Below are 24606 nucleotides of genomic sequence, written 5' to 3'. Positions count from 1 at the left end.
TGTTTAAAGAGCCTGCTTGCGCTGGGAGGTTTGCGCGCCGAAATCGCTAATAGCAGTCCACGTCACGGGCCCGTTTGCAGATTGAGGCACAGAAAAATATTGCTCGCTGAAAGGTGCGACCATCATTGAAATCGCCCCCGGCGTTGTTCTTGTGTCAGTCACAGGGACACTTTTCCCGCCCACGGCCAGCTCGCCAAAGGAGACGTAAAACGGCGTTGGGTTTTTCGCAATGAGCTTGTTCCCCTGGCGGCGGAAGGTGATTTTTTCATAGGCTTGTAGCGCATCGGTTTCTTTCAAATCAGCAGGACGCCAGAACAGCTTCAGACGCGTTTTCATCGCGAATTGCAGCGTATTCTTGTCTTTTAAGTCAGGTGATAACGCCGAGACGGATTTCACATTCGCCAGAAATAAAGATTCGCGATCTGCGGGCAGATTTTTTTTATCGCCGGTAAAAATGATGTGCAAAAGGGTCTGACGATTTTCCTGTAATTTATAGACAGGCGGCGTAATGATGAAAGGTGCTTTTGCATCGTTGGGGTAACTCACCCAGCTTTGCACCAGATATCGAGTATGAGGGTCTTTATTTTTGAGTGCTATTTGTACTTCGGATTTATTCGATGGATAAATAATTCGCGTGCCACCGAGAACCACACTTGCCTGTACTGAACAGCAAGAGATAATCAAACATCCACCTAACAATTTTAATAAATAATTCATACTACGTTCCAGAAGGCAGCCCTTTCAGGCTGCCAAAATAGATTTAGCGATAAACAACCTCGAACGTTGCAGATGAGGAGTAGTGACCTGCTGTTGGTTTGTTATCACCAACCTGAATAACTTTCGCGGTGTAATTAAAGACAGATGCTGTGGCGCCAGTGGCATCGTTCGCAACATCGGTACCGGCTTCCGGTTCTGATCCGTTGAAAACCACGTCCCCCTTAGTCCCATTTTCATTACTGACAATGATGCCAACGTTGGTCGCATTGCCAGCGCCGGAAAGATCGTTCTTCAGGCGCTTGTATTCCGCATCCGTTGTGGTGCCGCTGAACTTGAGGTTCAGTTTGGCAACCAGCGGATCACATTTTTTCACTTCAATCTTAAAGGCCTTCGACGTCCCGACCTGACCGTCAGTACCAAAATCAGAAGGATAAGTATCTGCAAATGTGACGGTGGAAGTATTGGACCCCGAGCCATCAACATCAATTTCACAGGTATCCGCCACAATTTTTCCGGCGAAATTTACCGTACCAGAATCATTCGCTGCAAATACCGGCAGAGAAAGTGCAGCCATAAACGTGCTGGCCAGCACCGTTGAAACAACATATTTACTCATAACAATATCCTTATATGTGATGATGAAGATATCCATTCTTGATATATACAAAAATGTTGGGAAGTCCTCTAAGGAATATCCTGTGAGGTCAGTAAATTTCTGGGGAGGATTTAATCAGATTATTCTTCATCACGTCTAGATCGCAAAATGATAATGCCCGAATAATCGGACACAACTCTCTGTTTTAGATGAAAAAAAGCAAAAATTAATAATTCTACATTTTAAATTTAATAATTTTAAATATAAATGAATGTAAACATAAAAAAAGGCCGCTTAATCCTTAAGCGGCCTTTTATTCAGGAAACTAATTAGTTTCCGCCAAACATGTCCTTGATCCAGCCGGCGACACCGTCGCTGTCTTTCTTCTCATTCTGCTGCTGCGGCTGTTGCTGCGGCTGCTGGGGTTGAGAAGACTGATCGAACGGGTTACCTGTCGGTTCTTCTGGCTGACTTTGCTGACACAGCGCATCCGGGTTAGTCGTCCAGACCGGCAGCGTACGCATCCCGCCACCGCAGATAAAGTTGCCCGATGCGTCCACGCCCATATCAACGATATCTTCCGGGGCAACCAGGTTCAGCGGCACCGGAGACTGGTTGGCCAGGTAGCGCTGGTAAATCGACATCGCACCGCTCGCGCCATACAGTTTGGTCGGCTGGTTGTTATCGCGCCCCACCCAGGTGATGACCACTTCACGACCATCAATACCGGCGAACCAGGTATCGACGTTGTTGTTGGTGGTCCCGGTTTTACCCGCCAGATGCAGGCCCGGATACTTCGCTCCCAGCTGACGGCCTGTACCGCGCTGGACAACCTGCTGCATGGTCCACAGCGTCATATAGGCCGCCTGCGCCGGAACTGCACGTTCTGCCTGCGGGAAGCTCTGATACAGCACGGAGCCATCTTCGGCAATCACCGAACGCAGAGCGGAAAGCGGAGCACGGTTACCGCCGCTGGCGATGGTCTGGAACGCCTGCGCCACTTCGATTGGCGTCAGGTTAAGCGCCCCCAGAATCATCGCTGGCACCGGGTGCAGCTGATCTTTCGGTACCCCCAGCTTCTGCCAGGTGTCGGTAATGGCCGGCAGGCCCAGCGCCATTCCGAGGTTAACCGTTGGCACGTTCATCGAGCGGGTTAACGCATCCACCAGCATGACCTGGCCGCTGAACTGTCTGTCATCGTTCTGCGGTGACCAAACCTGGCCGTTAGGCTGGCGCAGGGAAATTGGCGCATCGGCAATCCAGGTATTCAGGCGATAAAGATTCGGCTGGCTCAGCGCGGTCAGATAGGTCGCCGGTTTTGCCAGTGAACCAATTGAACGACGCGCCTGCATGGCACGGTTATAGCCCGCAAACTGCGGCTCAGCACCGCCCACCATGGCACGAACTTCGCCGGTGTTACGGTCAACCACTACCATCGCGGTTTCCAGATCGCTCAGCTTACGCTGCTTTTTCAGCGCCGGAATACCTTCTACCGCCGCTTTTTCTGCGGCGTCCTGTGCCACGGAGTCAAAGGTGGTAAAGATCTTCACGCCGGAGAGATCTTTCACTTTATCCCCGAGCTTAGACTGCAACTCCTGACGCACCATCTGCATAAAGGCAGGCTGCGGAGAGATCACCCCACCGCGCGGCTGAACGCCCAGCGGACGCGCGCTCAGCATGTCGTACAGCTCCTGGTCAATCACCTGCTGTTGTTGCAGCAGACGCAGCACCAGGTTACGTCGCTCCAGCGCCAGTTTCGGGTTACGCCACGGGTTGTAGATCGACGCGCCTTTCACCATGCCCACCAGCAGCGCCTGCTGGTCAAGGCTCAGCTCTTCTACCGGACGACCAAAGTAGTACAGGCTCGCCAGCGGGAAGCCGCGGATCTCGTTGTCACCGCTCTGACCGAGGTACACCTCGTTCATGTACAGCTCAAGAATGCGATCCTTGCTGTAGCGCGCATCCATCAGCACGGCCATGTACGCTTCGTTGGCTTTACGCCAGTAAGAGCGCTCGCTGGAGAGGAACAGGTTTTTCACCAGCTGCTGGGTCAGGGTACTTGCCCCCTGCACCGTACGCCCGGCAGTCAGGTTCGCCAGTACCGCACGACCAATGGAGTAAAGGCTAATACCGTCGTGCTCGTAGAAGTGGCGGTCTTCGGTTGCCAGCAGGGTATCTACCAGCAGATCCGGGAAGCCATTACGCGCCACGAACAGGCGCTGTTCGCCGTTTGCGGACGACAGCATGGTGATGAGACGCGGATCGAGACGGAAGAAACCGAACTGGCGATCGTTATCCATGTTCTCAATGGTTTCCAGGCGATCGCCGTCAAAGGTCAGACGCGCGCGCACCTGCCCTTCTTTACTGTCCGGGAAGTCGAATGGACGGCGGATCATCTCAATGCTTTTCGCCTGGACGGTAAATTCACCCGGACGGGTCATTTTCGTGACCTGACGATACTGCGTGGCTTGCAGCAGCTTCACCATCTCGTTCTTGCTGATGGACATGTCCGGCTCAAGGTTCACCATGCGGCCGTACACTGCCGCAGGCAATTGCCAGACTTTCCCGTCGATACGGCTGCGGATCTTCTGATCCAGATAAACGCCGTAAATCGCGATCAGGACAACAAAAACAATGAACAGCTTCAGCAGCAACCAGAACCAGCCGCGCTTACCACGAGGCTTACGCCCTTTGCCTTTCCCTTTACGTGGCATCGGTTCTTCATCCTCATAATCGTCTTCATAGTCATCGTCATACTCCTCATCTCTGAGGCGACGACGGCTTACCTTTTCTTTCGCCGGACGCGTCGGCTTTCCCTTACGTCCTATTGGCTCGCGGTCATTCCCCGCCATGCTTTTTCTCCGCAACATTCAGGCGCAAAGGCCAGATTTTCTTATCTTGCACAGGTCAGTGAAAGAAGAAATCTCTCAAAGTTTGTTTCTCCCTTTCCCCATGGGAGAGGGCCGGGGTGAGGGCATCAGGCCGCACTCCCCTTTTCGATCCATTACGAATATTTCTTCGTGCGCCGTGTCGGCGCGGTATTCGCCGGATCGTCCGGCCAGACGTGTTTGGGATATCGCCCTTTCATCTCTTTCTGCACCTCACGATAGCTCCCCGCCCAGAACGCCCCCAGATCGCGGGTGATCTGCAAGGGACGATGCGCAGGCGAAAGCAGCTCAAGCACTAACGGCACGCGCCCTTCAGCGATGGATGGCGTGGTGGCCTCACCAAACATCTCCTGCATCCGAACCGCCAGCGCCGGCGGATTATCCTCATGATAACGAATGGCAATCCGGCTCCCGGTTGGCACAGTGTAATGCCCAGGCAGTTCACTATCCAGACGTTGACGTAACGACCAGTCCAGTAAATTCTGTAACGCTGCCTTAACATCAAGCGCCTTCAGGGCGCGCAGCGAGTGTACGCCGTTCATCTGCGGCAACAGCCATTGTTCAAGCGTCGCGAGCAGCGTCTCATCATTCACCGCTGGCCACCCCTGTTCCGGCAGCCACTTCGCGGCGCAATGCAGGCGAATGCGATACTGTTCGGCCTCCGGCGTCCAGTTCAGTACGCTCAGCCCTTTTTCCCGAATGCCGTTCAGCATCGCCTGGTGTAACTCTTCCTCCGACGGCTTCGCCAGCGGTTTCGTCCCGAGCGTCAGTTTGCCAATCTGGCTACGACGTAACGCCTTCAGCGTGCCCTGGGCATCATCCCATTCCACGATGTCAGATTGCTGAAGCAGCTGCGGGCAGGCACGCGTCAGGGCGTCAATATCCACGGCAACCGCCTGTAAAATACGCGCGTCCGGGGAATGGCTGCCCTGGAGCAAGAGCGGCGCGATCAGCCATTCGTGACGCGTCAGGGCGTCATCGCTGTCCAGCATCGCGCCCATCCCATTTGCCAGCTGATAGCGACCATCCAGCCCGCGACGGCGCGCGATCCTGTCCGGGAAGGCCTGGGCCAGCAGAGGGATAACTTTATCGCTGTCAGGCGAACCGCCCCGGCAATTCAGGCGTTTACACAGCTGCTGCGCGCGTTGTTGCCAGTTTCCCTGATGGCGAGAAAAGGCCTGTCCCAGATCGCTGCTGCCACCGCGCGGCGGCTCCTCAAGAATAGCCGCCAGTTTTGCCGCCGTGGCAATTTCATCGTCGCCCTGTGCTGCCACCAGCATTGCCGCCAGACGCGGATCGTTGCCCAGCGCCGCCATTTTCTGACCGCGCGCCGTCAGTCGCTCGTCTTCCAGCGCGCCAAGCTGGGTCAGCAGGCTGCGCGCGGCGGAAAGGTTCACGACAGGCGGAGGATTAAGCCAGGTGAGCTGGTCAGGGTCCGGGCAGCCCCACTGCATCAGATCCATCACCAGCCCGGAGAGATCGCTTTGTAAAATCTCAGGCGTGCTCTGCAATGCCGCACGCTCCGCCTGCTCGGCGCTGGTTAAATGCAGGCAAATACCCGGCTCAAGACGCCCTGCTCGCCCTGCGCGCTGCACCATTGAGGCCTGGCTGATGCGCTGCGTCAGTAGCCTGGTCAGCCCGGTACGCGGATCAAAACTGGCCACCCTCTCCTGCGTACTGTCCACCACCAGGCGAATGCCTTCGATGGTCAAACTGGTTTCCGCGATATTGGTTGCCAGCACCACTTTGCGCTGCCCCGCCGGTGCGGGAAGGATCGCCTTGCGCTGGTCAGCCAACGGCAGCGCGCCGTAGAGCGGGCACAGCATAACGTCACTGTTCACCCGGGATGCCAGCTGCTCCTGTACGCGCTGGATTTCGCCTACGCCGGGTAAAAACAGCAGCAGCGAGCCGGGTTCCTGACGGAGCAATTCGGCGGTGGCGATGGCAACCGCTTCGTCAAAACGCTGATGGGCAGGCAGCGGCTGATAGCGGCGCTCGACCGGGAACGCACGCCCTTCAGAGGAGATCATCGGCGCGTCAGGGAGCGTCTGCCGGAGCCGCTCGTTATCCAGCGTCGCCGACATAATCAGCAACCGAAGGTCGTCGCGCAGCCCCTGCTGAACGTCGAGCAGCAGCGCAAGGGCCAGATCGGCCTGGAGACTGCGCTCGTGAAATTCATCAAGGATCACCAGCCCGACGCCGGTCAGCTCCGGATCGTTTTGCAGCATACGGGTGAGAATACCTTCGGTGACCACCTCCAGCCGCGTGGACGGTCCAACGCAGGTTTCGGCGCGCATCCGGTACCCTACCGTCTCGCCCGGTTTTTCATTCAGCAGTTCAGCCAGGCGCTGCGCCACATTGCGCGCCGCCAGCCTGCGCGGCTCCAGCAGGATAATTTTCCCGCTGATGCTCCCCTCGCGCAGAATTTGCAGGGGCAGCCAGGTGGATTTACCCGCTCCGGTGGGCGCGCTGAGCAAAACCTGTGGCGCATGTTCTAAGGCTGCGAGTAGCTCAGGAAGGACGACGGCGACGGGCAAAGAGGACACTTACGGCTCCAGAGGGTTAACATTAATCGGCGTACATTGTAGCATCGGCGCATATCATTACCGAGTCTTGCGCATGTCTGAGTCAAAACGGCTATTCTTCGCCATTGAATTACCCACCACGCTTCAACGGCAGATTGTTCGCTGGCGCGCCAGCCACTTCCCCGCAGAAGCGGGCCGCCCCGTCGTCGCCGCCAATATGCACCTGACGTTAGCCTTTCTTGGTGAAGTAAGCGCTGAAAAGCAGCGCGCGTTAAGCGCAATGGCCGGACGCATTTCGCAGCCGGGGTTTACGCTGCATCTTGACGATGCCGGGCAATGGCTGCGCTCTCGGGTGGTCTGGCTGGGGACGCGGCAGCCCCCTCGCGGACTGCTACAGCTCGCCAACATGCTGCGGGCGCAGGCCGCGCGCAGCGGCTGTTATCAGAGCCCGCAGCCGTTTCATCCCCACATTACCCTGCTGCGCGATGCGGGTCAGGCCGTTGCCATCCCGCCACCGGGCTTTCACTGGTCCTTTCAGGTGAATGAATTTGCGCTGTACGAATCTGCCTTTGTACAAGGACGCACCCGCTATACTCCGCTTCAGCGCTGGACGCTGGGCGACACGTTAAGGAATCCTGATGAAGTTTAGCCCTGCACTCCAGCCCGCCACGCTGATCCAGCGTTACAAACGCTTTCTCGCTGACGTGATCACCCCTGAGGGCGAAACGCTCACGCTGCACTGCCCTAACACCGGCGCCATGACCGGTTGCGCCACGCCGGGTGACACGGTCTGGTATTCCACATCAGAAAATACTAAACGCAAATATCCTCATACCTGGGAAATGACCGAGACGCAAAGCGGGGCATTTATTTGCGTGAATACCCTGCGCGCAAATCAGCTGGTTAAGGAAGCCCTGACAAATGGAATGCTTCCTGAACTGGTGGGTTACGGCACGCAAAAAAGCGAAGTGAAATATGGCGATGAAGGCAGCAGAATTGATTTTATGTTACAGGCGGAAGACCGCCCTGAGTGCTATATTGAAGTGAAATCAGTGACGTTAGCGGAACAGGAAAACGGCTTCTTTCCGGATGCGGTAACGCTACGTGGCCAGAAGCATCTGCGAGAGCTAATGAGTGTAGCGGCGGCGGGCAAGCGCGCCGTGTTGCTGTTTGCGGTTCTGCATTCAGCCATTGAACGGTTTTCCCCGGCCCGTCATATTGATCCTAAATACGCGCAATTGTTGAATGAGGCACAAAAGCAGGGGGTAGAGATTTTCGCCTATAAAGCGGAACTTTCTGCCGATAATATGACTCTGAGATCCTCTCTTCCCATTGTCTTATAAGGGATTAGACGATTGACTAATAAGTGTTCTGGCCGCGTGCGCAAATACGCTTTTCCTCACAGGGTTGTCAAGTGTTACGTTTAGATAATTGCCATACGGAAAAGCATCTGCTATTTATAGCGACCTGATTTTTCCCCCAACACGGGGATCGATAGTGCGTGTTAAGGAGAAGCAACATGCAAGAAGGGCAAAACCGTAAAACATCGTCCCTGAGTATTCTCGCCATCGCTGGGGTGGAGCCGTATCAAGAGAAGCCGGGCGAAGAGTATATGAACGAAGCCCAGCTGTCGCACTTCAAGCGTATTCTTGAAGCATGGCGTAATCAACTCAGGGATGAAGTCGATCGCACCGTTACACATATGCAGGATGAAGCTGCTAACTTCCCGGACCCGGTCGACCGTGCCGCTCAGGAAGAAGAGTTCAGCCTCGAACTGCGTAACCGTGACCGCGAGCGCAAACTGATCAAAAAGATCGAAAAAACGCTGAAGAAGGTCGAGGACGAAGATTTTGGCTACTGCGAATCCTGCGGTGTTGAAATCGGTATTCGTCGCCTGGAAGCGCGTCCAACAGCCGATCTGTGCATCGACTGTAAAACGCTGGCAGAAATCCGCGAAAAACAGATGGCCGGCTAACGCCTGCCCTCTCACTACTCAGCTAAGGCGGGAGTCTCTCCCGCCTTGTTACCGTTGATATGTCTGAATCTCACTATATCGGGCGCTTTGCGCCATCTCCCTCCGGTGAATTACACTTCGGCTCATTAATTGCCGCGCTCGGCAGCTACCTACAGGCTCGCGCCCGCCAGGGTCAATGGCTGGTCCGCATTGAAGATATCGATCCTCCACGTGAAGTTCCCGGTGCAGCAGACACTATTCTGCGTCAGCTGGAACATTACGGTCTTCACTGGGACGGCGACGTACTCTGGCAGTCTCAACGCCATGATGCCTACCGTGAACGTCTGGCGTGGCTTGCTGAACAGGGCCTTTCCTATAACTGCACCTGCACGCGGGCGCGTATTCAGAGCGTAGGTGGCGTTTATGACGGCCACTGCCGTACGCGGCACAACGGTCCTGAGAATGCCGCCGTACGGCTGATACAGCGTTCTCCGGTGACGCAGTTTACCGACGTACTCTCAGGAACAATTCAGGCGGATGAACGCCTGGCGCGTGAAGATTTTATTATTCACCGTCGTGATGGTTTGTTTGCCTATAACCTGGCGGTGGTTATCGATGACCATTTCCAGGGCGTTACGGAAATCGTGCGCGGGGCGGATCTGGTTGAGCCTACCGTGCGGCAAATATCGCTTTACCAGCAGTTTGGCTGGGCGGTGCCGGATTACATCCATCTGCCGCTGGCAGTCAATGAACAGGGAAATAAGCTATCGAAACAGAATCATGCCCCGGCGCTGCCTGACGGCGATCCGCGCCCGGTTTTGATCGACGCGCTGCGATTTCTCAACCAGAATGTAACGCAGGAATGGCAGGATCTGAGTCTGGATGAATTGCTGAAAACGGCCATTGCTGACTGGACGCTTATGGCCGTGCCAAAAATCCAGCATTCTCAAATGCGTTGCGCTGAGCTATGATTAGCCGCTTTTTTGATAACAAAACACACTACGAGGTGTACTATTTTTACCCGAGTCGCTAATTTTTGCCGTAAAGTGCTGAGCCGCGAAGAGAGCATGGCGAACGACGCTATTGCACAGCCACACATGTCGGTCATTCCGCGTGAGCAGCACAATATTTCCCGCAAAGATATCAGTGAAAATGCCCTCAAGGTGCTCTATCGTCTGAATAAAGCAGGCTACGAGGCCTATCTCGTCGGCGGCGGGGTGCGCGATTTACTGCTGGGCAAAAAACCAAAAGATTTCGACGTGACGACCAGCGCCACGCCTGAGCAGGTGCGTAAATTATTCCGCAACTGCCGTCTGGTTGGCCGCCGTTTCCGTCTGGCGCACGTGATGTTTGGACCGGAAATTATTGAAGTGGCGACCTTCCGCGGTCACCACGAAGCGGGCGTTAACGATCGCACGACTTCCCAGCGCGGCCAAAACGGCATGCTGCTGCGTGACAACATCTTCGGCTCTATTGAAGAAGATGCTCAGCGTCGCGATTTCACCATCAACAGTCTTTACTACAGCGTGGCGGATTTTACCGTGCGCGATTACGTCGGCGGTATGCAGGATCTGAAAGACGGTCTGATTCGCCTGATCGGCACGCCGGAAACACGCTATCGCGAAGATCCGGTCCGAATGCTGCGCGCTGTGCGTTTCGCCGCCAAGCTGAACATGCGTATCAGCCCGGAAACCGCAGAGCCGATCCCGCGTCTGGCAACGCTGATCAACGACGTGCCCCCTGCCCGTCTGTTTGAGGAGTCGTTAAAGCTGCTCCAGGCAGGCTACGGGTTTGAAACCTACAACCTGCTGCGTGAATACAACCTGTTCCAGCCGCTGTTCCCGACCATTACCCGCTACTTCACCGAAAACGGTGACAGCGCAATGGAGCGGATAATTGCGCAGGTGCTGAAGAACACCGATACCCGTATTCATAACGATATGCGCGTGAATCCGGCGTTCCTGTTCGCGGCCATGTTCTGGTATCCGCTGCTGGAAACGGCGCAGCGCATTACCCAGGAGAGCGGTCTCGCCTATTATGATGCGTTCGCGCTGGCGGCAAACGACGTGCTGGACGAAGGCTGTCGCACGCTGGCGATCCCGAAACGTATTACCACGCTGGTGCGTGATATCTGGCAGCTTCAGCTGCGTATGTCCCGCCGTCAGGGTAAACGCGCCTGGAAGCTGATGGAGCATCCTAAGTTCCGCGCCGCGTTCGATCTGCTCTCTCTGCGTGCTGAAGTTGAAAGGAACCCGGAACTACAGCGCCTGGCGCAGTGGTGGGGCGAGTTTCAGGTTTCTGCGCCACCGGAGCAAAAAGATATGCTTACGGATCTGGATGATGAACCGGCACCGCGCCGTCGTCACCGTCGCCCGCGCAAACGCGCACCGCGTCGTGAAGGTACGGCATGACCCTTGCGTATATCGCCATCGGCAGCAATCTGGCCTCTCCGCTGGAGCAGGTTAACGCTGCCGTGCAGGCCCTGGGAGAGATCCCCCAAAGCCGCATTGTCGCGCTGTCCTCATTTTACCGTACGCCGCCGCTCGGCCCGCAGGATCAACCTGATTATCTGAACGCCGCCGTGGTGCTGGAAACGACCCTTGACGCAGAAACGCTGCTGGATAATACCCAGCGTATTGAGCTACAGCAGGGTCGTGTCCGCAAAGCCGAACGCTGGGGACCGCGCACGCTCGATCTCGATATTATGCTTTTCGGTCACGAGGTGATTAACACCGAACGCCTCACCGTTCCGCATTACGACATGAAAAACCGCGGGTTTATGCTCTGGCCACTGTTTGAAGTCGCGCCCGATCTCACCTTCCCTGACGGCTCCTCGCTGCAAGCCGTTCTGCAAAATCTCAACGCGGATAAACCGGCCCGCTGGTAATCCCGCCTCCGCATCGATTAACCATTCCTTATTTGCGGTTAATCGATTGCCTAAAATCATTGTTCCCTCAAATGTTACTGTTAGAATGCGCAAAGATTCGCTTTTGGGCCATCAGGAAACAGTATGAAACCAACCACCATCTCCTTATTGCAGAAATGCAAACAGGAAAAAAAACGCTTCGCCACTATCACCGCGTATGACTACAGCTTCGCAAAACTGTTTGCCGAAGAAGGGATCAACGTCATGCTGGTCGGAGACTCGTTAGGGATGACGGTACAAGGACATGATTCCACTCTGCCGGTCACGGTCGAGGATATTGCTTACCATACCCGCGCCGTGCGCCGGGGTGCCCCCGCCTGCCTGCTGCTTTCCGATCTGCCGTTTATGGCGTATGCCACCCCGGAGCAGGCCTTCGAAAATGCGGCGACAGTGATGCGCGCCGGCGCCAATATGGTCAAAATCGAAGGCGGCGCCTGGCTGGTCGATACGGTGAAAATGCTCACCGACCGCGCCGTGCCGGTTTGTGGTCATTTGGGGCTGACGCCGCAGTCGGTCAACATCTTTGGCGGATATAAGGTGCAGGGCCGAGGCGATGCGGCGCAGACGCTGTTTGATGATGCCGTGGCGCTGGAAGCCGCGGGCGCGCAGCTGCTGGTGCTGGAGTGTGTGCCGGTTGAGCTGGCTAAGCGTATCACTGAGGCGCTGTCGATTCCGGTGATCGGCATCGGCGCGGGTAACGTCACCGATGGCCAGATTCTGGTCATGCACGACGCCTTCGGGATCACCGGCGGCCATATTCCAAAATTTGCTAAAAATTTCCTGTCAGAAGCAGGCGACATGCGTGCTGCTGTGCGGCAGTATATTGCCGAGGTTGAGTCCGGCGTTTATCCGGGCGAAGAACACAGTTTCCATTAAGGAGTCCAGGTGTGCTAATCATAGAAACCCTGCCGCTGCTGCGTCAGCATATTCGTCGGGCGCGTCAGGAAGGTAAACGTATCGCCCTTGTTCCAACCATGGGCAACCTGCACGACGGCCATATGAAGCTGGTCGATGAAGCGAGAGCCCGGGCAGATATCGTGGTGGTCAGTATCTTCGTTAACCCGATGCAGTTCGATCGCGAAGACGATCTGGCGCGCTACCCACGTACCTTGCAGGAAGATTGCGAGAAGCTCAAAAAATGTCATGCGGATATCGTCTTCGCACCGGCACCCGCAGATGTGTATCCCCAGGGTACCACTGAATCGACCTACGTCGACGTGCCGGGTATTTCGACCATGCTGGAGGGCGCCAGCCGCCCGGGCCATTTCCGTGGCGTCTCCACCATCGTCAGCAAGCTGTTTAACCTTGTGCAGCCGGACATCGCCTGCTTTGGCGAGAAAGATTTCCAGCAGCTGGCGCTGATCCGCAAGATGGTTGCCGACATGGGCTACGACATCGAGATCGTCGGCGTGCCGATTGTACGCGCGAAAGATGGCCTGGCGCTCAGTTCCCGTAACGGCTATCTGACCGCCGAACAGCGTAAAATTGCGCCGGGCTTAAGCAAAGTCATGAATACGATGGCAGAGCAACTGCTGGCAAAAGAGTTAACAGCAGAAGAGATTATCGCCCTGGCTGAACAGGCGCTGAACGAGAAAGGTCTTCGTGCTGACGACGTTCAAATTCGGGATGCCGATACGCTTCTGGCACTTACAGAGACCAGCAAACGTGCGGTAATTCTGGTGGCGGCATGGCTCGGCCAGGCCCGCCTTATCGATAACAAAGTGGTTGAGCTGGCGTAGTTTTTCTACCCGGAAGATGAAAGGTAAACGTAATGATTCGCAAAATGCTGCAAGGTAAGCTTCACCGTGTGAAAGTCACTCAGGCCGACCTGCATTATGAAGGCTCCTGCGCGATCGACCAGGATTTTCTCGACGCGGCGGGTATTCTCGAAAACGAAGCCATTGATATCTGGAACGTAAATAACGGCAAACGCTTCTCTACCTACGCCATTGCCGCTGAGCGCGGGTCCAAAATCATCTCCGTCAACGGGGCGGCGGCGCACTGCGCGGACGTAGGCGATATCGTGATTATCGCCAGCTTTGTCATGATGTCTGACGAAGAAGCGCGTCGCTGGCAGCCAAAAGTAGCCTACTTTGAAGGCGACAATGAGATGAAACGTACCGCGAAGGCGATTCCGGTGCAGGTTGCCTGATAATATTTATCCCACGACCCATTCCTGTGCATTTATTAAATGAATGGGTCTTTAAAAAGCATTTATTGAATTAATATCCAAACTCTCCCCGCACAACTAGACAAACACATCATATTGATAACAAATAATTTTAAATTTACTAAACTATTCATTTAGTTTAAATCACGCACAATATCTACATTTCATTGAGATTAACAATATAATTCGCCACGAAATTTAATTTCAAATAAAAGCTTTACGGGCACTTATTATTTACTCAACGAATATGGATATTGAAATGATTTCTAAAAAATATGGTTTGGCAATTGCTATGGCAAGCGTTCTGGCTGCGGGTTCAGCGGTAGCAGCAGATTCTGACACCGGGACTATTACTTTCCACGGCATGGTTTCTAACAACACTTGCCAGGTCTCCCTTGACCAGAAAATCAACCAAGACGGTAACGATTTTGACGTAACGCTGGACACCGTATTTGTGCGTGATTTCGCAAACGCACTGGGTAGCACCAGCACCCTGGGTGAAAAGAAATTCAGCCTTTCACTGACCGGTTGTGATACCGCAACTGTGAAGAAAGCATCTGCACAGTTCTCTTCCTGGGCTGGCTCCTCTTCTACCGAAGGCGGTCTGCTGGTTCCACCAAGCAATGCTCAGGGTTCAGCTAAGAACGTTAACCTGGTGCTGTCAAACGACGGTAACTCAGCTACCGATCAGATCAAAATTGACCAGACTAACAACTCCCAGAAAGCAACCATCGATGGAACTTCTGGCGCAGGAAACCTGTACTACCGCGTAGCGTACACCCAGGGTCAGGGTTGGGATGCAACAAGTAATCCAGTTTCTGCTGGTACCGTGCAGGCACAGGTTGCCTTCACCATGATTTACGAATAAGAGATTCGTAAACTTTAAATTAAGCAATCCTTCATGATGAATGAGGGATTGCTTGTGTAATTCCAAAAGGAAGTGGAAAAAATGTCTCATTCAGTCTTCATTAAAAGTTTTCAAGCCGTATTGCTCGCAACTGCCGTTTTGGCCACATCGAATGCAAGTGCGGATATTGTTATTTCCGGCACCCGTATTATCTATCCACAGTCATCGAAGGATGTTGTTGTTAATCTCGATAACCATGGAACCAAACCGCTTTTGGTTCAAACCTGGCTTGATGATGGGCGTGATGGCGTAAATCCGGAAGAGTTAAAGCTTCCTTTTATCATTACCCCTCCAGTATCCCGTATTGACCCGAAAAAAGGCCAATCCGTACGTATTACCTACACAGGTACACCTTTACCACAGGATCGTGAATCGCTTTTCTGGTTCAATGTCCTGGAGATTCCACCAAAATCAAAAGCTGCGGATAAAGAGAATCTTAACCAGCTTCAGCTGGCATTCAGAACACGTATAAAATTCTTTTACCGTCCTGACGGGTTAAAAGGCTCGGCAGGTGAAGCAGCTGAGCATTTGACATGGACGCAGAAAAAAGAAGGAAACGCGGTTAAGCTTGTTGCCCATAATAATTCACCGTATAACGTCTCCGTTTCGGCGGTAACCATTAAAGCCAGTCAAAAAACATACGACGTTGATCATAAGGCCGTTCCACCGTTCAGTGATACCACAATGACGGTTAAAGGTTTAGCTTCTGCCGTAAATGGTAAAGTAGAGTTTGATTCTATTAATGACTATGGCGGCACAGACCATCACGAAGCGGGACTAAAATAGAGCACCCTTTAATACATATAATAATTAATAGCATTAACTCTGTGGAGAGCACCCTCTCTGCACTGATTAAGTGGATGTGCCATGTTATTTAAACGTTCTCTTTTATGTCTTACGATAAGTGCAGCATTGCCTTTTTATGCCTGTGCAGAAAATATCACGCCAGCAAAAGATCTGCCTGATAATGAAGAAGAGGTCGAGTTTAACGATCAATTTCTTTTAAATGGCAGCGCTAATATTGATATTAATCGTTTTTCACATGGCAACCCGGTTTTACCGGGGACCTATCGCACTAAGATCAACCTGAACGGTAAACTGAAGTCCACCGTGGAGGTCACGTTTAAAGATAACGGAACACCTCGTGCGACCCCGTGCATAACAAAACTGCTGCTGTCACAATCGGGTGTCGACACCAGCACATTGCCTGACGGACCGGAAGACGATGAAACCTGCGTCGATATTAAAAAATCTTTCGCTGGCGCTACGGTTAGCTATGACAGTGGCAAGCAGGCTATGGATTTTAATTTTCCCCAGATTTATGTGCTGAAACGCCCGGCGGGCTATGTCGATCCATCGTTGTGGGATAACGGGATTCCTGCCGCTCTGCTCTCTTATGACATGAACGGCTGGCGTAGCGAGAACAACGGCAGTACATCAGAAAGTGCATATGTAGGGTTACGCTATGGCCTGAATATGGGGCCATGGCGCCTGCGCTCGCGTGGCAATTTTAACTGGGACAAAGATAGCGGCACAAAATACTCCAGTCAGGATGTCTATTTGCAGCGCGATATCACACCGTTGAGTGCCCAGTTTGTCATCGGCGACTCTTACACGCGTGGCGAGGCATTTAACTCTATGAGCCTGCGCGGCGCACGCATGTACAGTGACGATCGCATGCTGCCAATGGGGTCCACAGGCTACGCGCCTGTCATTCGGGGTGTCGCGAACAGTAACGCGAAGGTCAGCGTCACGCAGAGCGGCAATAAGATTTATGAAACCTCGGTGCCACCAGGCGCGTTTGAAATAAACGACCTGAGTACCACAGGTTACGGAAATGATTTACTGGTAACGATTGAAGAAGCTGATGGCAGCAAACGCTCCTTTACCGTACCCTTTTCATCCGTCACGCAGATGCTCCGTCCGGGAGCCTCTCGCTGGGACGTCGGTTTAGGTGAGTTAAATGATGAGTCACTTATTGATGCGCCTAAAGTGGGTTACGGTACGCTTTACTATGGCCTGAATAATACGTTCACGGGTTATATTGGCGCGCAATATACCGACATGGATTTTTATGCCGGTATTCTCGGCGTGGCAATGAACACCCCTGTTGGTGCGTTTGCATTCGACGTTACGCAATCTTATGCAGATATTGAGGGGCTGGATAAATTAAGCGGGCAAAGTTATCGTTTAACCTACAGCAAAATGATTGAGTCGACGAATACTTCCTTTAACGTTGCGGCTTATCGTTTCTCGACGGAAGACTACCTGACGCTTAACGATGCGGCGCAACTTCAGGACAGTATTAGGCACCAGAAGTACTCAAACCGTAGCTATGACTCAAACGAAGCGTTATATGCAGACTATCAGCGCACCAAAAACCAGGTGCAAATTAGTCTTAACCAACCGCTGACCTCCGGAGAAGACAATTTTGGCTCCCTGTATGTAAGCGGCACCTGGCAGGATTACTGGAACGCGACGGGCTCTACTTCCAATTACAATATTGGGTATAACAATAGCTTCACCTACGGCAGCTACAGCTTGTCAATACAGCGAACCTATGATCAGAACGGCAAGAAAGACGACAGCGTTTATTTAAGCCTAAGCATTCCATTAAGTGTATTCTCAAAAGATAGAGGGAATGCCGGTGGATTCTCGAACATCAATATGGGATTACGTTCCGACCTTAAAGGCGGCACAAGTTTTAACACGTCCGCGGGTGGAAATACGCAAGATAATAAGGTGAGTTATTCCGTTAGCGCCTCGTCAAACAGTGGTAATTATGGTGACCTGAATCAGATAAGCGGCTACGGGTCCTATAACAGTGAATATGGCCCGCTGGGTTTATCTGCCTCTTTTGGTGATGACAACAGTAAACAATATTCTGCCTCCTATAACGGTGGCATGGTCATCCATTCAGGAGGTATTGCATTTGCGCCAGGGAGTATTGGTGACAACGATGCGCTGGCACTGGTCAAAGCGAGTGGTGCGAAAGGCGCCGGTATCGGCTTTGGTAACAGCGAAATAGGCAGTTCCGGCTATGGCATTCTGCCTTATATGTCTGCCTACCGTGAAAACCGCGTATACCTTGATATCAGCACGCTGGAAAACGACGTTGAAATTAAAAACACCAGTGAAATTACGGTTCCCCGCAGTGGTTCCGTTGTGCTGGTTGATTTTGCAACCGATGAAGGTCGTTCATTAATTTTAGAACTTAAGCGCACCGATAACGGATTTATTCCTTTAGGCGCTGATGTTTTAAATGAAAAAAATGAATCTATTGGCACCGTGGGACAGGCGGGGCAAGCCTATGTCCGCGGCGTTGAGGATGAAGGCACGCTTCATGTTGTCTGGGGAAGCGATAAAGACAGTAAATGTGACGTGCATTATAACGTCTCATCACATGCTCAAAAAGTAGGACTTACAACGGTGCTCAGCAATCAAGTGTGCCAGATGTAATTATTCGGGAAAATAGACGAGAGTTTGTATGAAAAAAAATCTTTATAGCCTGTCAGTCGTTGCCGTAACGATGCTGGCGTTATCAGGTTCGGCGCTCGCCGAGGGCACGAATCTCGATGTTAACTTTACGGCCAATATCCGTGAAACCACTTGTGATATGAAACTGATGGGCGGTACGGGTTCCGATACGGATCAAACACTGCTCATTGGTAACGGCGGCCAGGTGCGTCTCGACGATGTCAAAGCTGGCACCGCAAATGCCAATTTCAAAATTGTGATTGTTGAATGCCCGGCCTCTCTGACCTCACTGAAAGCCACGGTAAAAGGAAGCCAATCGGGTTATTTGCTTAGCGGCCTTGTTAATCAAAAACCAAAAGCCGATGGAGGCGCAGATTTCTCTGCTGTTGAAATTGCCAGAGCCAGCGCACCGGAGGCCCCTTTTATCATCAACTCTGACGATGATGCTAAGCGACTGGTCTGGAGTGCAACAGAAATCCAGAATAAAGAAGTTCCTTTAGTAGCCACAATACGTGAAACCAAAGTTAATAGCATGACAGTTGGTGATTTTGAGGCTACTGCGACTTTTGAATTTAGCTACGAGTAATTGGTGCAGGAAAACGGAGCAACATTATGAAATTTAAATCTACTTTTATCGCCCTGTCCGTTTCTGCACTTCTGTATTCGGGAATGGCAAACGCAGCAATTACAGGTACTGACAGTGTTAAATTAACGATAAAATCAAAAATAGTCTCGGGCACGTGTACAGCAAAAGTGCTTAACGGTGCAGGAACTGCGTCCACTGAAATTGCGTTTGGCGACGTATATAAAACCGATCTGGTAAATAAGACTCGTGTCGAGCCGTTAAAAATTGCCTTTACAAACTGCTCTGGTGTAACTAAGGCAACGGTAGCCGCAGCGAGTGGTGCTGGTGGGGGATGCTCGGGTCCGAAAATGGACGGTGATTCTTATTCTGCTGGGTTAGCAACAGGCTTCGAAATCTGGTCAGGAGTTGTAGATACTGGCGTAATGTTGAGTTGCAAAAGGCCTCCGGCGGCACAGGAGGTCACCATTGCTGACGGTGTAGGCGAATTCCCGATGAACTCACGCATTGTGATTGCGAAAGACAGAAATATTGCCGATGTTGGCACAGGTGCCGTTACTGCGCCAGTAACCTTCACAGTCACCTATCAATAATTCCAGGAACCATTATGCAACAATCACCGTTTAATTTACACCAGCCCGGTCTTGTGTTGCTTATCGGTCTGGCTGGTAGCACTCTGCCTGGCGTAAGCCAGGCAGGTTCAGGTATGGATGTAAACCTGACAGCAAACATCGTTAATAATACCTGTCGGCTAAGCGTCGAAAACGGCGGAGAGATCACTTTGCCGACCGTGTCACGAGACTGGTTTTATAACAGCGACAAGAGCGATCGTTTATCGCCAAACGATGATGAAGCTGGAACGCCTTTTACGATCCACGTAGATGACTGCTACGCGAGCAGTGCAGAAGGCGCAACGATTAACAAACTAAAATTTAGTTTTGCTCCGCAAAATGGTTTCTGGAGTAATCACAGCCAGGTGTTTAAAAACGATGCTGCAGCCAGTGCGGCTGAAAATGTGGGTATCGTTATTTTTTCAGATACGTTCAAAACTAACGTCCTGAACAGCGACGGGACATCAAACGTTATTTACGATGTCGGTGGAAGTAGTGAGAACTATATAAAGGATTATGGCTTTTACGCACGTTATCAGAATATTGGAACGATCACCAGCGGTGTGGTTATGAGTAATGTTCTGGTTAATGTCAGCTACGAATAAAGGGATTTAGAATGAAAAAATATCTCAGCATATTAGCGTTCGCGGCGCTCGGAATGTCTGGCGCAGCAAAGGCTAATTTCGAGGAGTGCAAATTTTACGGTAATGATGACTTGCAGATTATGTCTCCAGGTGCACAACCAGTTATCACTCCTCTGCCTGTGGGCACAGTAACAACTCCCATACAGATCAGTAATACGATCATTATGGAAACAACGCCTGCGTTAAAATCTCACTGTGCTGGGGGAAATGACGGTGAAAACACCTATCAGATTACCGACAACTCAATGCTGGCAGGCTACATAGATAACAAAGCCACCTTCCGGACGAATATTCCGGGTATTGTCTATACCCTGGCGATGTATCCCGATGGTAACGGCGTCACCGCGTGGTTCCCGCCCAACGCAGGGTCCTGGTATATGACCGCACCTAATGACGATCACGAAGAGCTGCTTGACGAAAAAACCTGGCATGTGCGCATGGAAATCTATCAAACCAATGGATTTCAGGGTGTTCCTTCGGATGTTAATTTTTTAACGGCCGGTGCAGGCCCGATTGGTCAGATCATTCTGGGCGATCCAAACGGTACTATTGAATCCGATCATCCTCGTCCCCATGTGAACATGAGCGAAATGTCATTCAGCATGCCATTAAATCGCCCGACCTGTGTCTTACGTGCGCCCACAACGGTAAACCTTGGTGACTGGTATCCCGCAGAAGTCGAAAACGGGAATACCAGCAAAGTCGAGTTCCATGTTACGGGTACATGTGTAAATACAACCGCGGTTTACTATACGTTATCCTCCACACATACCACCGCAGATAAAAAATATTTTACCAATACCGTCGAGAATACTGGTGGTGTTACTGCGGCAGGAGGCGTCGGCGTCATGATTACGGATTCTGAAAATGATCATTACCCCGTGCCGGCAGACAGTTACCAACGTGTCATTGCTATAGGAGAGGTTGTTGGGGATCCTGTTAGTATTATTGACAGATCACTTTGGGCCAGGTTGGTCAAAACCGGTAGCGATCCGGTAACCGTCGGTGTTTTCGGTACCACCGTGACCATTCAGACCACGTACGAATAACCTACCCCTGCGGCTGATTGCTGATCAGCCGCGACATTGTCTCCAGCGAATCCGTTCTCAGAATATACAGTCGCTTCAGTAAGAACGGATTATCCCCCGGCTTCACCTTCCCCTTCACCGTTGTCACTGCCAGATGAAAACCGGCATCATTCGCGGCTTTAATCGCTTTATTGTCATACCCGCCAAACGGGTACGAAACATACAGCACGCGCGGGTTGAACTGCGCCAGTGCACGCCGTGAGCGTTCAAAATCGAACAGGATCACGTGATAGCTGCGGCTCAATAAGATGGGGTGTTTATACCCATCCACGCGATGCAGGAAGTGGGTGTGAGACTGAATGTCGAACACATCCTGGATGCCCTTGATTTCCTGAACGCTCATAAACTGTAGCGATCGGGGATCCCACTTCTGCGGGTGACCTTTGATTCGGGATGAAATAATAAACGCCGTCGCGTTGAAGCCATACTCTTTCAGCACCGGATACGCGTAGCGGCTCACCGATTTCAGGCCATCATCAAAAGTGATCACCACCGCTTTCGCGGGGAGGTTCATCTTGTTACGCACATACCCTTCAAGCTGGTACATTGTCAGCGTGGTATAGCCCTGATCGCGTAACCAGGCCATCTGATTATTAAACGCACGTACGCTGGTTGTCGTGGAGGTATGTCGAAAACGGGTGTTCTCTTCATCACGCAGGATATGGTGGTAGGTCAGAACCGGCAGTCCGTTATCTTCCTGTGCATCCAGGCTGCTGATCCACGCCAGACGATTGCCGATGCGGATCTGAAACCAGGTCTGGTTCAGGCGATCTTTCAGCTTATTCAGAATCGGATAGCGAAGATTGGCGCTTAAGGTGCCAAAGGGCGCGCTTCCGCTGCTGGGGGCATTATACACTGGCGTGTCTTTCCAGGTGATGAGGTTTTGATTGCTGAGCGGCTTGTTCAGATCGCCCAGGCTATCCTCGACGCGTTGCTTACCCTGCACTTTTTCCAGGTGCTCTTTATCAATAAACCCCGTACCGAATCCGAAACGAAATTCATAGTAATCCGCCGCGGCCGGAAAGACGGCGAGGATCTGCCCGGCGCGGACATTGCCCACGTTCACGACGGCATTTCCCACCTGCGCCCAGATGGCCGCATCTTCGGTGGTTTGCATATATTGGGCAGGAAGGCCTTGCTGACTGGTCAGGCTGGCAGACGCACCACCGGAGACCAGTAGCAGAAGGATAAAGATAACGCGCATGAGCATGGGATATAAATCGATACGGAAAATCAGTCGCCATTGTAGCAAAAGCGACATCAATACCAATGTTTAATGCTTATACAGATCGTGAAGCAGAACGAAAGGCGGATTCTTCTGCTGCTGGTGCCACAGGCTGCTCACGCCCGGCGAGCCTTGCGCCACAATGGCGTGACGAAACTCAGCGCTGCTCAACGTTGCGCGCAGCGGATACATCGCTTCGAGTAAAGGCAGGCTGATACCGGAGATCACTTCACAGTTATCATGCTTATGGCTCATTAACGCCGCTGAACGGTAAGGCGCCGCGCCCGATCTGTCGGTGAGAAAAATCACGCCATCACCGGTGTCGGTTTCATGCAGCGCGTCGCACATCATCCGGCTTAGCATATTGGTGCTCAGCCCTCGCCAGTAATTTACCGCACGACATTGCGCCAGAGGGCCAAATCGGGCCTCCAGCTTCAGGAGCATTTCCTGTGCCTCTTCATCGTGGCAGGTGATAACCCATCCCAGCATATCGTCTCTCCTTAGCAGGCGAGTAGTTTATCCAGGTGAAGGTTAGTTTACGGTGATAACTGTCAAAGAAAGTGCCCGGCAAACAGAACGTCGCCGGGCAAAAGATTAGCTACGCAGCCCACGTCCACGCTGGATCAAATACCAGCACAGCAGATAGAACGCCACGATAAATACCGCCAGCACCACAACGGTGGTGAACAGCGGGACATCGGTAATGCCGAGGAAACCAAAGCGGAAGCCGCTGATCATATAGACAATCGGGTTCAGGTGCGACAGCGCCTGCCAGAACGGCGGCAGCAGCGTCAGGGAGTAGAACACCCCGCCCAGATAGGTTAGCGGCGTCAGCACGAAGGTCGGGATCAGGCTGATGTCATCGAACGTTTTGGCGAACACGGCGTTCAGCAAGCCAGCCAGTGAGAACAGGATCGCCGTCAGCAATAGCGTGAGCGCCACGAACAGCCACGAGTGCACCTGGAACGGCACGAAGAACAGCGAAATCGCCGTCACCAGAATACCCACGCACAGCCCGCGCGCCACGCCGCCGCCCACGTAACCGGCGATAATGACGTGCGTCGGCACTGGCGCCACCAGCAGCTCTTCAATGTTGCGCTGGAACTTGGCGCTGAAGAATGAGGACGCCACGTTCGCGTAAGCGTTGGTGATCACTGCCATCATGATCAGGCCCGGCACGATAAACTGCATATAGGTAAAGCCGTGCATCTCACCAATGCGGGAGCCAATCAGGTTGCCGAAAATGATGAAGTAGAGCGTCATGGTGATCACCGGCGGCACCAGGGTTTGCACCCAGATGCGCATAAAGCGGTTAATCTCTTTCGCCCAGATGCTTTTCAGCGCGACCCAGTAAAGATGCGTCATGCCTTGTCTCCTTGTTTATCGTGCACCAGAGAGACAAACAGCTCTTCCAGTCGGTTCGCTTTGTTACGCATGCTTAATACCTGAACGCCCTGCGCGCTCAGCTGGGAGAACACGCTGTTGATTCCCTGCTCGCGCAGCACTTCTACCTCCAGCGTCGAGGTATCGACCAGGCGATAGTTATACCCCTCCAGCTTCGGCAGGGCGCTTTTCGCCGCCAGATCGAGGATAAAGGTCTCTGATTTTAGCTTGGAGAGCAGGTTCTTCATCGAGGTGTTTTCCACCAGCTCGCCGTGCTGAATGATGCCGATGTTGCGGCACAGCATCTCTGCCTCTTCCAGGTAGTGTGTGGTCAGGATGATGGTGGTGCCTTTGTCGTTCAGATCCTTCAGGAAGCCCCACATGGAACGACGCAGTTCAATATCCACGCCAGCGGTCGGTTCATCAAGAATGAGCAGCTTTGGCTCGTGCATCAGCGCGCGAGCAATCATCAGGCGGCGCTTCATCCCCCCGGACAACATCCGCGCGCGCTCGTTACGCTTCTCCCACAGGTCAAGCTGTTTGAGATACTTTTCGCTGCGCTCAAGCGCCTCTTTGCGCTCAACGCCATAGTAACCCGCCTGGTTAACAACAATCTGCTGTACCGTCTCGAACGGGTTGAAGTTGAACTCCTGCGGCACCAGCCCCAGCTGGCGCTTGGCGTTGACCACGTCTTTTTGCAGGTCGTAGCCAAACACGCTAACGCGGCCAGACGTTTTATTGACCAGCGAGCTGATAATCCCGATGGTGGTCGATTTTCCCGCCCCGTTCGGCCCCAGAAGCGCGTAGAAATCTCCCGCTTCGACTTTAAGATCTATCCCGCGCAGCGCCTGGACGCCCCCCGGGTAGGTTTTTTTGAGCTGTTCAAGCTCCAGTGCAATCGCCATGAATTCAA

24 protein-coding genes are annotated in these 24606 nt (G+C 52.8%); 16 read left to right on the top strand and 8 right to left on the bottom strand.

Annotated features, from left to right (window positions below; genetic code table 11):
• Positions 1-3 precede the first annotated feature (3 nt).
• From LOC22_RS14780 to hrpB, 4 genes are all read right to left on the bottom strand, one after another.
• Positions 4-717, bottom strand: a complete 714-nt coding sequence (locus tag LOC22_RS14780; RefSeq protein ID WP_017383749.1) for a molecular chaperone — start codon at positions 715-717, stop codon at positions 4-6.
• A gap of 43 nt (positions 718-760) precedes the next feature.
• A complete protein-coding gene (locus LOC22_RS14775) occupies positions 761-1369 on the bottom strand; it encodes a fimbrial protein (protein ID WP_017383750.1) in 609 nt (202 codons plus the stop codon).
• A gap of 272 nt (positions 1370-1641) precedes the next feature.
• Positions 1642-4164, bottom strand: a complete 2523-nt coding sequence (mrcB, locus tag LOC22_RS14770) for a bifunctional glycosyl transferase/transpeptidase (protein WP_017383751.1) — start codon at positions 4162-4164, stop codon at positions 1642-1644.
• A gap of 152 nt (positions 4165-4316) precedes the next feature.
• On the bottom strand, positions 4317-6746 hold the full coding sequence (gene hrpB, locus LOC22_RS14765) for an ATP-dependent helicase HrpB (protein WP_032620933.1): 2430 nt from the start codon (positions 6744-6746) through the stop codon (positions 4317-4319).
• A gap of 73 nt (positions 6747-6819) precedes the next feature.
• Between hrpB and thpR the strand changes: the two genes are divergently transcribed.
• The 16 genes from thpR to LOC22_RS14685 all read left to right on the top strand — a co-directional run bounded on the left by thpR (position 6820) and on the right by LOC22_RS14685 (position 21046).
• Positions 6820-7374 carry an RNA 2',3'-cyclic phosphodiesterase gene (gene thpR / locus LOC22_RS14760; protein ID WP_003856249.1) on the top strand — a complete coding sequence of 185 codons (555 nt, stop codon included), beginning with the start codon at positions 6820-6822 and terminating at the stop codon, positions 7372-7374.
• On the top strand, positions 7364-8068 hold the full coding sequence (gene sfsA / locus LOC22_RS14755) for a DNA/RNA nuclease SfsA (protein WP_017694492.1): 705 nt from the start codon (positions 7364-7366) through the stop codon (positions 8066-8068). Before thpR ends, sfsA begins: the two co-directional genes overlap by 11 nt.
• Before the next feature lie 176 nt (positions 8069-8244).
• Positions 8245-8700, top strand: a complete 456-nt coding sequence (gene dksA, locus LOC22_RS14750) for an RNA polymerase-binding protein DksA (protein WP_001155232.1) — start codon at positions 8245-8247, stop codon at positions 8698-8700.
• Positions 8701-8759: 59 nt separating this feature from the next.
• A complete protein-coding gene (gluQRS, locus tag LOC22_RS14745; protein WP_023303096.1) occupies positions 8760-9650 on the top strand; it encodes a tRNA glutamyl-Q(34) synthetase GluQRS in 891 nt (296 codons plus the stop codon).
• Positions 9651-9692: 42 nt separating this feature from the next.
• Complete coding sequence (pcnB, locus tag LOC22_RS14740) at positions 9693-11090, top strand: polynucleotide adenylyltransferase PcnB (RefSeq protein ID WP_026080645.1); 1398 nt, start codon at positions 9693-9695, stop codon at positions 11088-11090.
• Positions 11087-11566, top strand: a complete 480-nt coding sequence (folK, locus tag LOC22_RS14735; protein ID WP_015572706.1) for a 2-amino-4-hydroxy-6-hydroxymethyldihydropteridine diphosphokinase — start codon at positions 11087-11089, stop codon at positions 11564-11566. Before pcnB ends, folK begins: the two co-directional genes overlap by 4 nt.
• Positions 11567-11689: 123 nt before the next feature.
• Positions 11690-12481, top strand: coding sequence for a 3-methyl-2-oxobutanoate hydroxymethyltransferase (gene panB, locus LOC22_RS14730; RefSeq protein ID WP_015572705.1), 792 nt, complete (start codon positions 11690-11692; stop codon positions 12479-12481).
• An 11-nt stretch (positions 12482-12492) separates the two neighbouring features.
• On the top strand, positions 12493-13344 hold the full coding sequence (panC, locus tag LOC22_RS14725; RefSeq protein WP_230239001.1) for a pantoate--beta-alanine ligase: 852 nt from the start codon (positions 12493-12495) through the stop codon (positions 13342-13344).
• A gap of 32 nt (positions 13345-13376) precedes the next feature.
• Positions 13377-13757: an aspartate 1-decarboxylase gene (gene panD / locus LOC22_RS14720; RefSeq protein WP_003856284.1), complete on the top strand. Its 381-nt coding sequence runs from the start codon at positions 13377-13379 to the stop codon at positions 13755-13757.
• Positions 13758-14034: 277 nt separating this feature from the next.
• Positions 14035-14643 carry a fimbrial protein gene (locus tag LOC22_RS14715; RefSeq protein WP_032647291.1) on the top strand — a complete coding sequence of 203 codons (609 nt, stop codon included), beginning with the start codon at positions 14035-14037 and terminating at the stop codon, positions 14641-14643.
• 81 nt (positions 14644-14724) lie between these two features.
• Positions 14725-15468 (top strand): fimbrial chaperone, encoded by a 744-nt coding sequence (locus LOC22_RS14710; protein WP_015572704.1) that lies wholly within the window; start codon positions 14725-14727, stop codon positions 15466-15468.
• An 81-nt stretch (positions 15469-15549) separates the two neighbouring features.
• Positions 15550-18141: an outer membrane usher protein gene (locus LOC22_RS14705; protein ID WP_049017530.1), complete on the top strand. Its 2592-nt coding sequence runs from the start codon at positions 15550-15552 to the stop codon at positions 18139-18141.
• A 28-nt stretch (positions 18142-18169) separates the two neighbouring features.
• A complete protein-coding gene (locus LOC22_RS14700; protein WP_015572703.1) occupies positions 18170-18745 on the top strand; it encodes a fimbrial protein in 576 nt (191 codons plus the stop codon).
• A 26-nt stretch (positions 18746-18771) separates the two neighbouring features.
• Complete coding sequence (locus LOC22_RS14695; protein ID WP_230239000.1) at positions 18772-19335, top strand: fimbrial protein; 564 nt, start codon at positions 18772-18774, stop codon at positions 19333-19335.
• 14 nt (positions 19336-19349) lie between these two features.
• The gene (locus LOC22_RS14690; protein ID WP_230238999.1) at positions 19350-19958 is read left to right on the top strand and encodes a fimbrial-like protein; all 609 of its coding nucleotides are present in this window, start codon (positions 19350-19352) and stop codon (positions 19956-19958) included.
• Between the two features lie 11 nt (positions 19959-19969).
• Positions 19970-21046, top strand: a complete 1077-nt coding sequence (locus LOC22_RS14685) for a fimbrial protein StkG (protein ID WP_230238998.1) — start codon at positions 19970-19972, stop codon at positions 21044-21046.
• Between the two features lies 1 nt (position 21047).
• Here the strand turns inward: LOC22_RS14685 and LOC22_RS14680 are convergent, their stop codons facing one another.
• The 4 genes from LOC22_RS14680 to LOC22_RS14665 all read right to left on the bottom strand — a co-directional run bounded on the left by LOC22_RS14680 (position 21048) and on the right by LOC22_RS14665 (position 24598).
• On the bottom strand, positions 21048-22295 hold the full coding sequence (locus LOC22_RS14680; RefSeq protein ID WP_015572699.1) for a polysaccharide deacetylase family protein: 1248 nt from the start codon (positions 22293-22295) through the stop codon (positions 21048-21050).
• A 63-nt stretch (positions 22296-22358) separates the two neighbouring features.
• Entirely contained in the window at positions 22359-22799 is a 441-nt protein-coding gene (locus LOC22_RS14675) for a PTS sugar transporter subunit IIA (protein WP_015572698.1), read from the bottom strand.
• A gap of 105 nt (positions 22800-22904) precedes the next feature.
• A complete protein-coding gene (locus tag LOC22_RS14670) occupies positions 22905-23675 on the bottom strand; it encodes an ABC transporter permease (RefSeq protein WP_006810078.1) in 771 nt (256 codons plus the stop codon).
• Positions 23672-24598, bottom strand: a complete 927-nt coding sequence (locus LOC22_RS14665; protein ID WP_017383763.1) for an ABC transporter ATP-binding protein — start codon at positions 24596-24598, stop codon at positions 23672-23674. The genes LOC22_RS14670 and LOC22_RS14665 overlap by 4 nt, the downstream gene beginning before the upstream one ends.
• Positions 24599-24606: the final 8 nt, after the last annotated feature.

This window comes from Enterobacter sp. AN-K1 (assembly GCF_020971765.1).
In the GTDB taxonomy this organism is placed as follows: domain Bacteria; phylum Pseudomonadota; class Gammaproteobacteria; order Enterobacterales; family Enterobacteriaceae; genus Enterobacter; species Enterobacter hormaechei_C.
Note: the sequence above shows the minus strand (reverse complement) of the source record. Positions and strands in the feature narration are given on the sequence as shown.

Bases quoted from the DNA above. Each gene is read 5' to 3' on its own strand.
- LOC22_RS14680 (WP_015572699.1), bottom strand. From the start codon at position 22,295: ATGCTCATGCGCGTTATCTTTATCCTTCTGCTACTGGTCTCCGGTGGT.
- LOC22_RS14700 (WP_015572703.1), top strand. From the start codon at position 18,170: ATGAAAAAAAATCTTTATAGCCTGTCAGTCGTTGCCGTAACGATGCTG.
- thpR (WP_003856249.1), top strand. From the start codon at position 6,820: ATGTCTGAGTCAAAACGGCTATTCTTCGCCATTGAATTACCCACCACG.
- LOC22_RS14780 (WP_017383749.1), bottom strand. From the start codon at position 717: ATGAATTATTTATTAAAATTGTTAGGTGGATGTTTGATTATCTCTTGC.
- sfsA (WP_017694492.1), top strand. From the start codon at position 7,364: ATGAAGTTTAGCCCTGCACTCCAGCCCGCCACGCTGATCCAGCGTTAC.
- LOC22_RS14710 (WP_015572704.1), top strand. From the start codon at position 14,725: ATGTCTCATTCAGTCTTCATTAAAAGTTTTCAAGCCGTATTGCTCGCA.
- LOC22_RS14665 (WP_017383763.1), bottom strand. From the start codon at position 24,598: ATGGCGATTGCACTGGAGCTTGAACAGCTCAAAAAAACCTACCCGGGG.
- LOC22_RS14670 (WP_006810078.1), bottom strand. From the start codon at position 23,675: ATGACGCATCTTTACTGGGTCGCGCTGAAAAGCATCTGGGCGAAAGAG.
- LOC22_RS14705 (WP_049017530.1), top strand. From the start codon at position 15,550: ATGTTATTTAAACGTTCTCTTTTATGTCTTACGATAAGTGCAGCATTG.
- LOC22_RS14685 (WP_230238998.1), top strand. From the start codon at position 19,970: ATGAAAAAATATCTCAGCATATTAGCGTTCGCGGCGCTCGGAATGTCT.
- folK (WP_015572706.1), top strand. From the start codon at position 11,087: ATGACCCTTGCGTATATCGCCATCGGCAGCAATCTGGCCTCTCCGCTG.
- panD (WP_003856284.1), top strand. From the start codon at position 13,377: ATGATTCGCAAAATGCTGCAAGGTAAGCTTCACCGTGTGAAAGTCACT.
- dksA (WP_001155232.1), top strand. From the start codon at position 8,245: ATGCAAGAAGGGCAAAACCGTAAAACATCGTCCCTGAGTATTCTCGCC.
- LOC22_RS14715 (WP_032647291.1), top strand. From the start codon at position 14,035: ATGATTTCTAAAAAATATGGTTTGGCAATTGCTATGGCAAGCGTTCTG.
- LOC22_RS14695 (WP_230239000.1), top strand. From the start codon at position 18,772: ATGAAATTTAAATCTACTTTTATCGCCCTGTCCGTTTCTGCACTTCTG.
- gluQRS (WP_023303096.1), top strand. From the start codon at position 8,760: ATGTCTGAATCTCACTATATCGGGCGCTTTGCGCCATCTCCCTCCGGT.
- mrcB (WP_017383751.1), bottom strand. From the start codon at position 4,164: ATGGCGGGGAATGACCGCGAGCCAATAGGACGTAAGGGAAAGCCGACG.
- panB (WP_015572705.1), top strand. From the start codon at position 11,690: ATGAAACCAACCACCATCTCCTTATTGCAGAAATGCAAACAGGAAAAA.
- LOC22_RS14675 (WP_015572698.1), bottom strand. From the start codon at position 22,799: ATGCTGGGATGGGTTATCACCTGCCACGATGAAGAGGCACAGGAAATG.
- LOC22_RS14690 (WP_230238999.1), top strand. From the start codon at position 19,350: ATGCAACAATCACCGTTTAATTTACACCAGCCCGGTCTTGTGTTGCTT.
- LOC22_RS14775 (WP_017383750.1), bottom strand. From the start codon at position 1,369: ATGGATATCTTCATCATCACATATAAGGATATTGTTATGAGTAAATAT.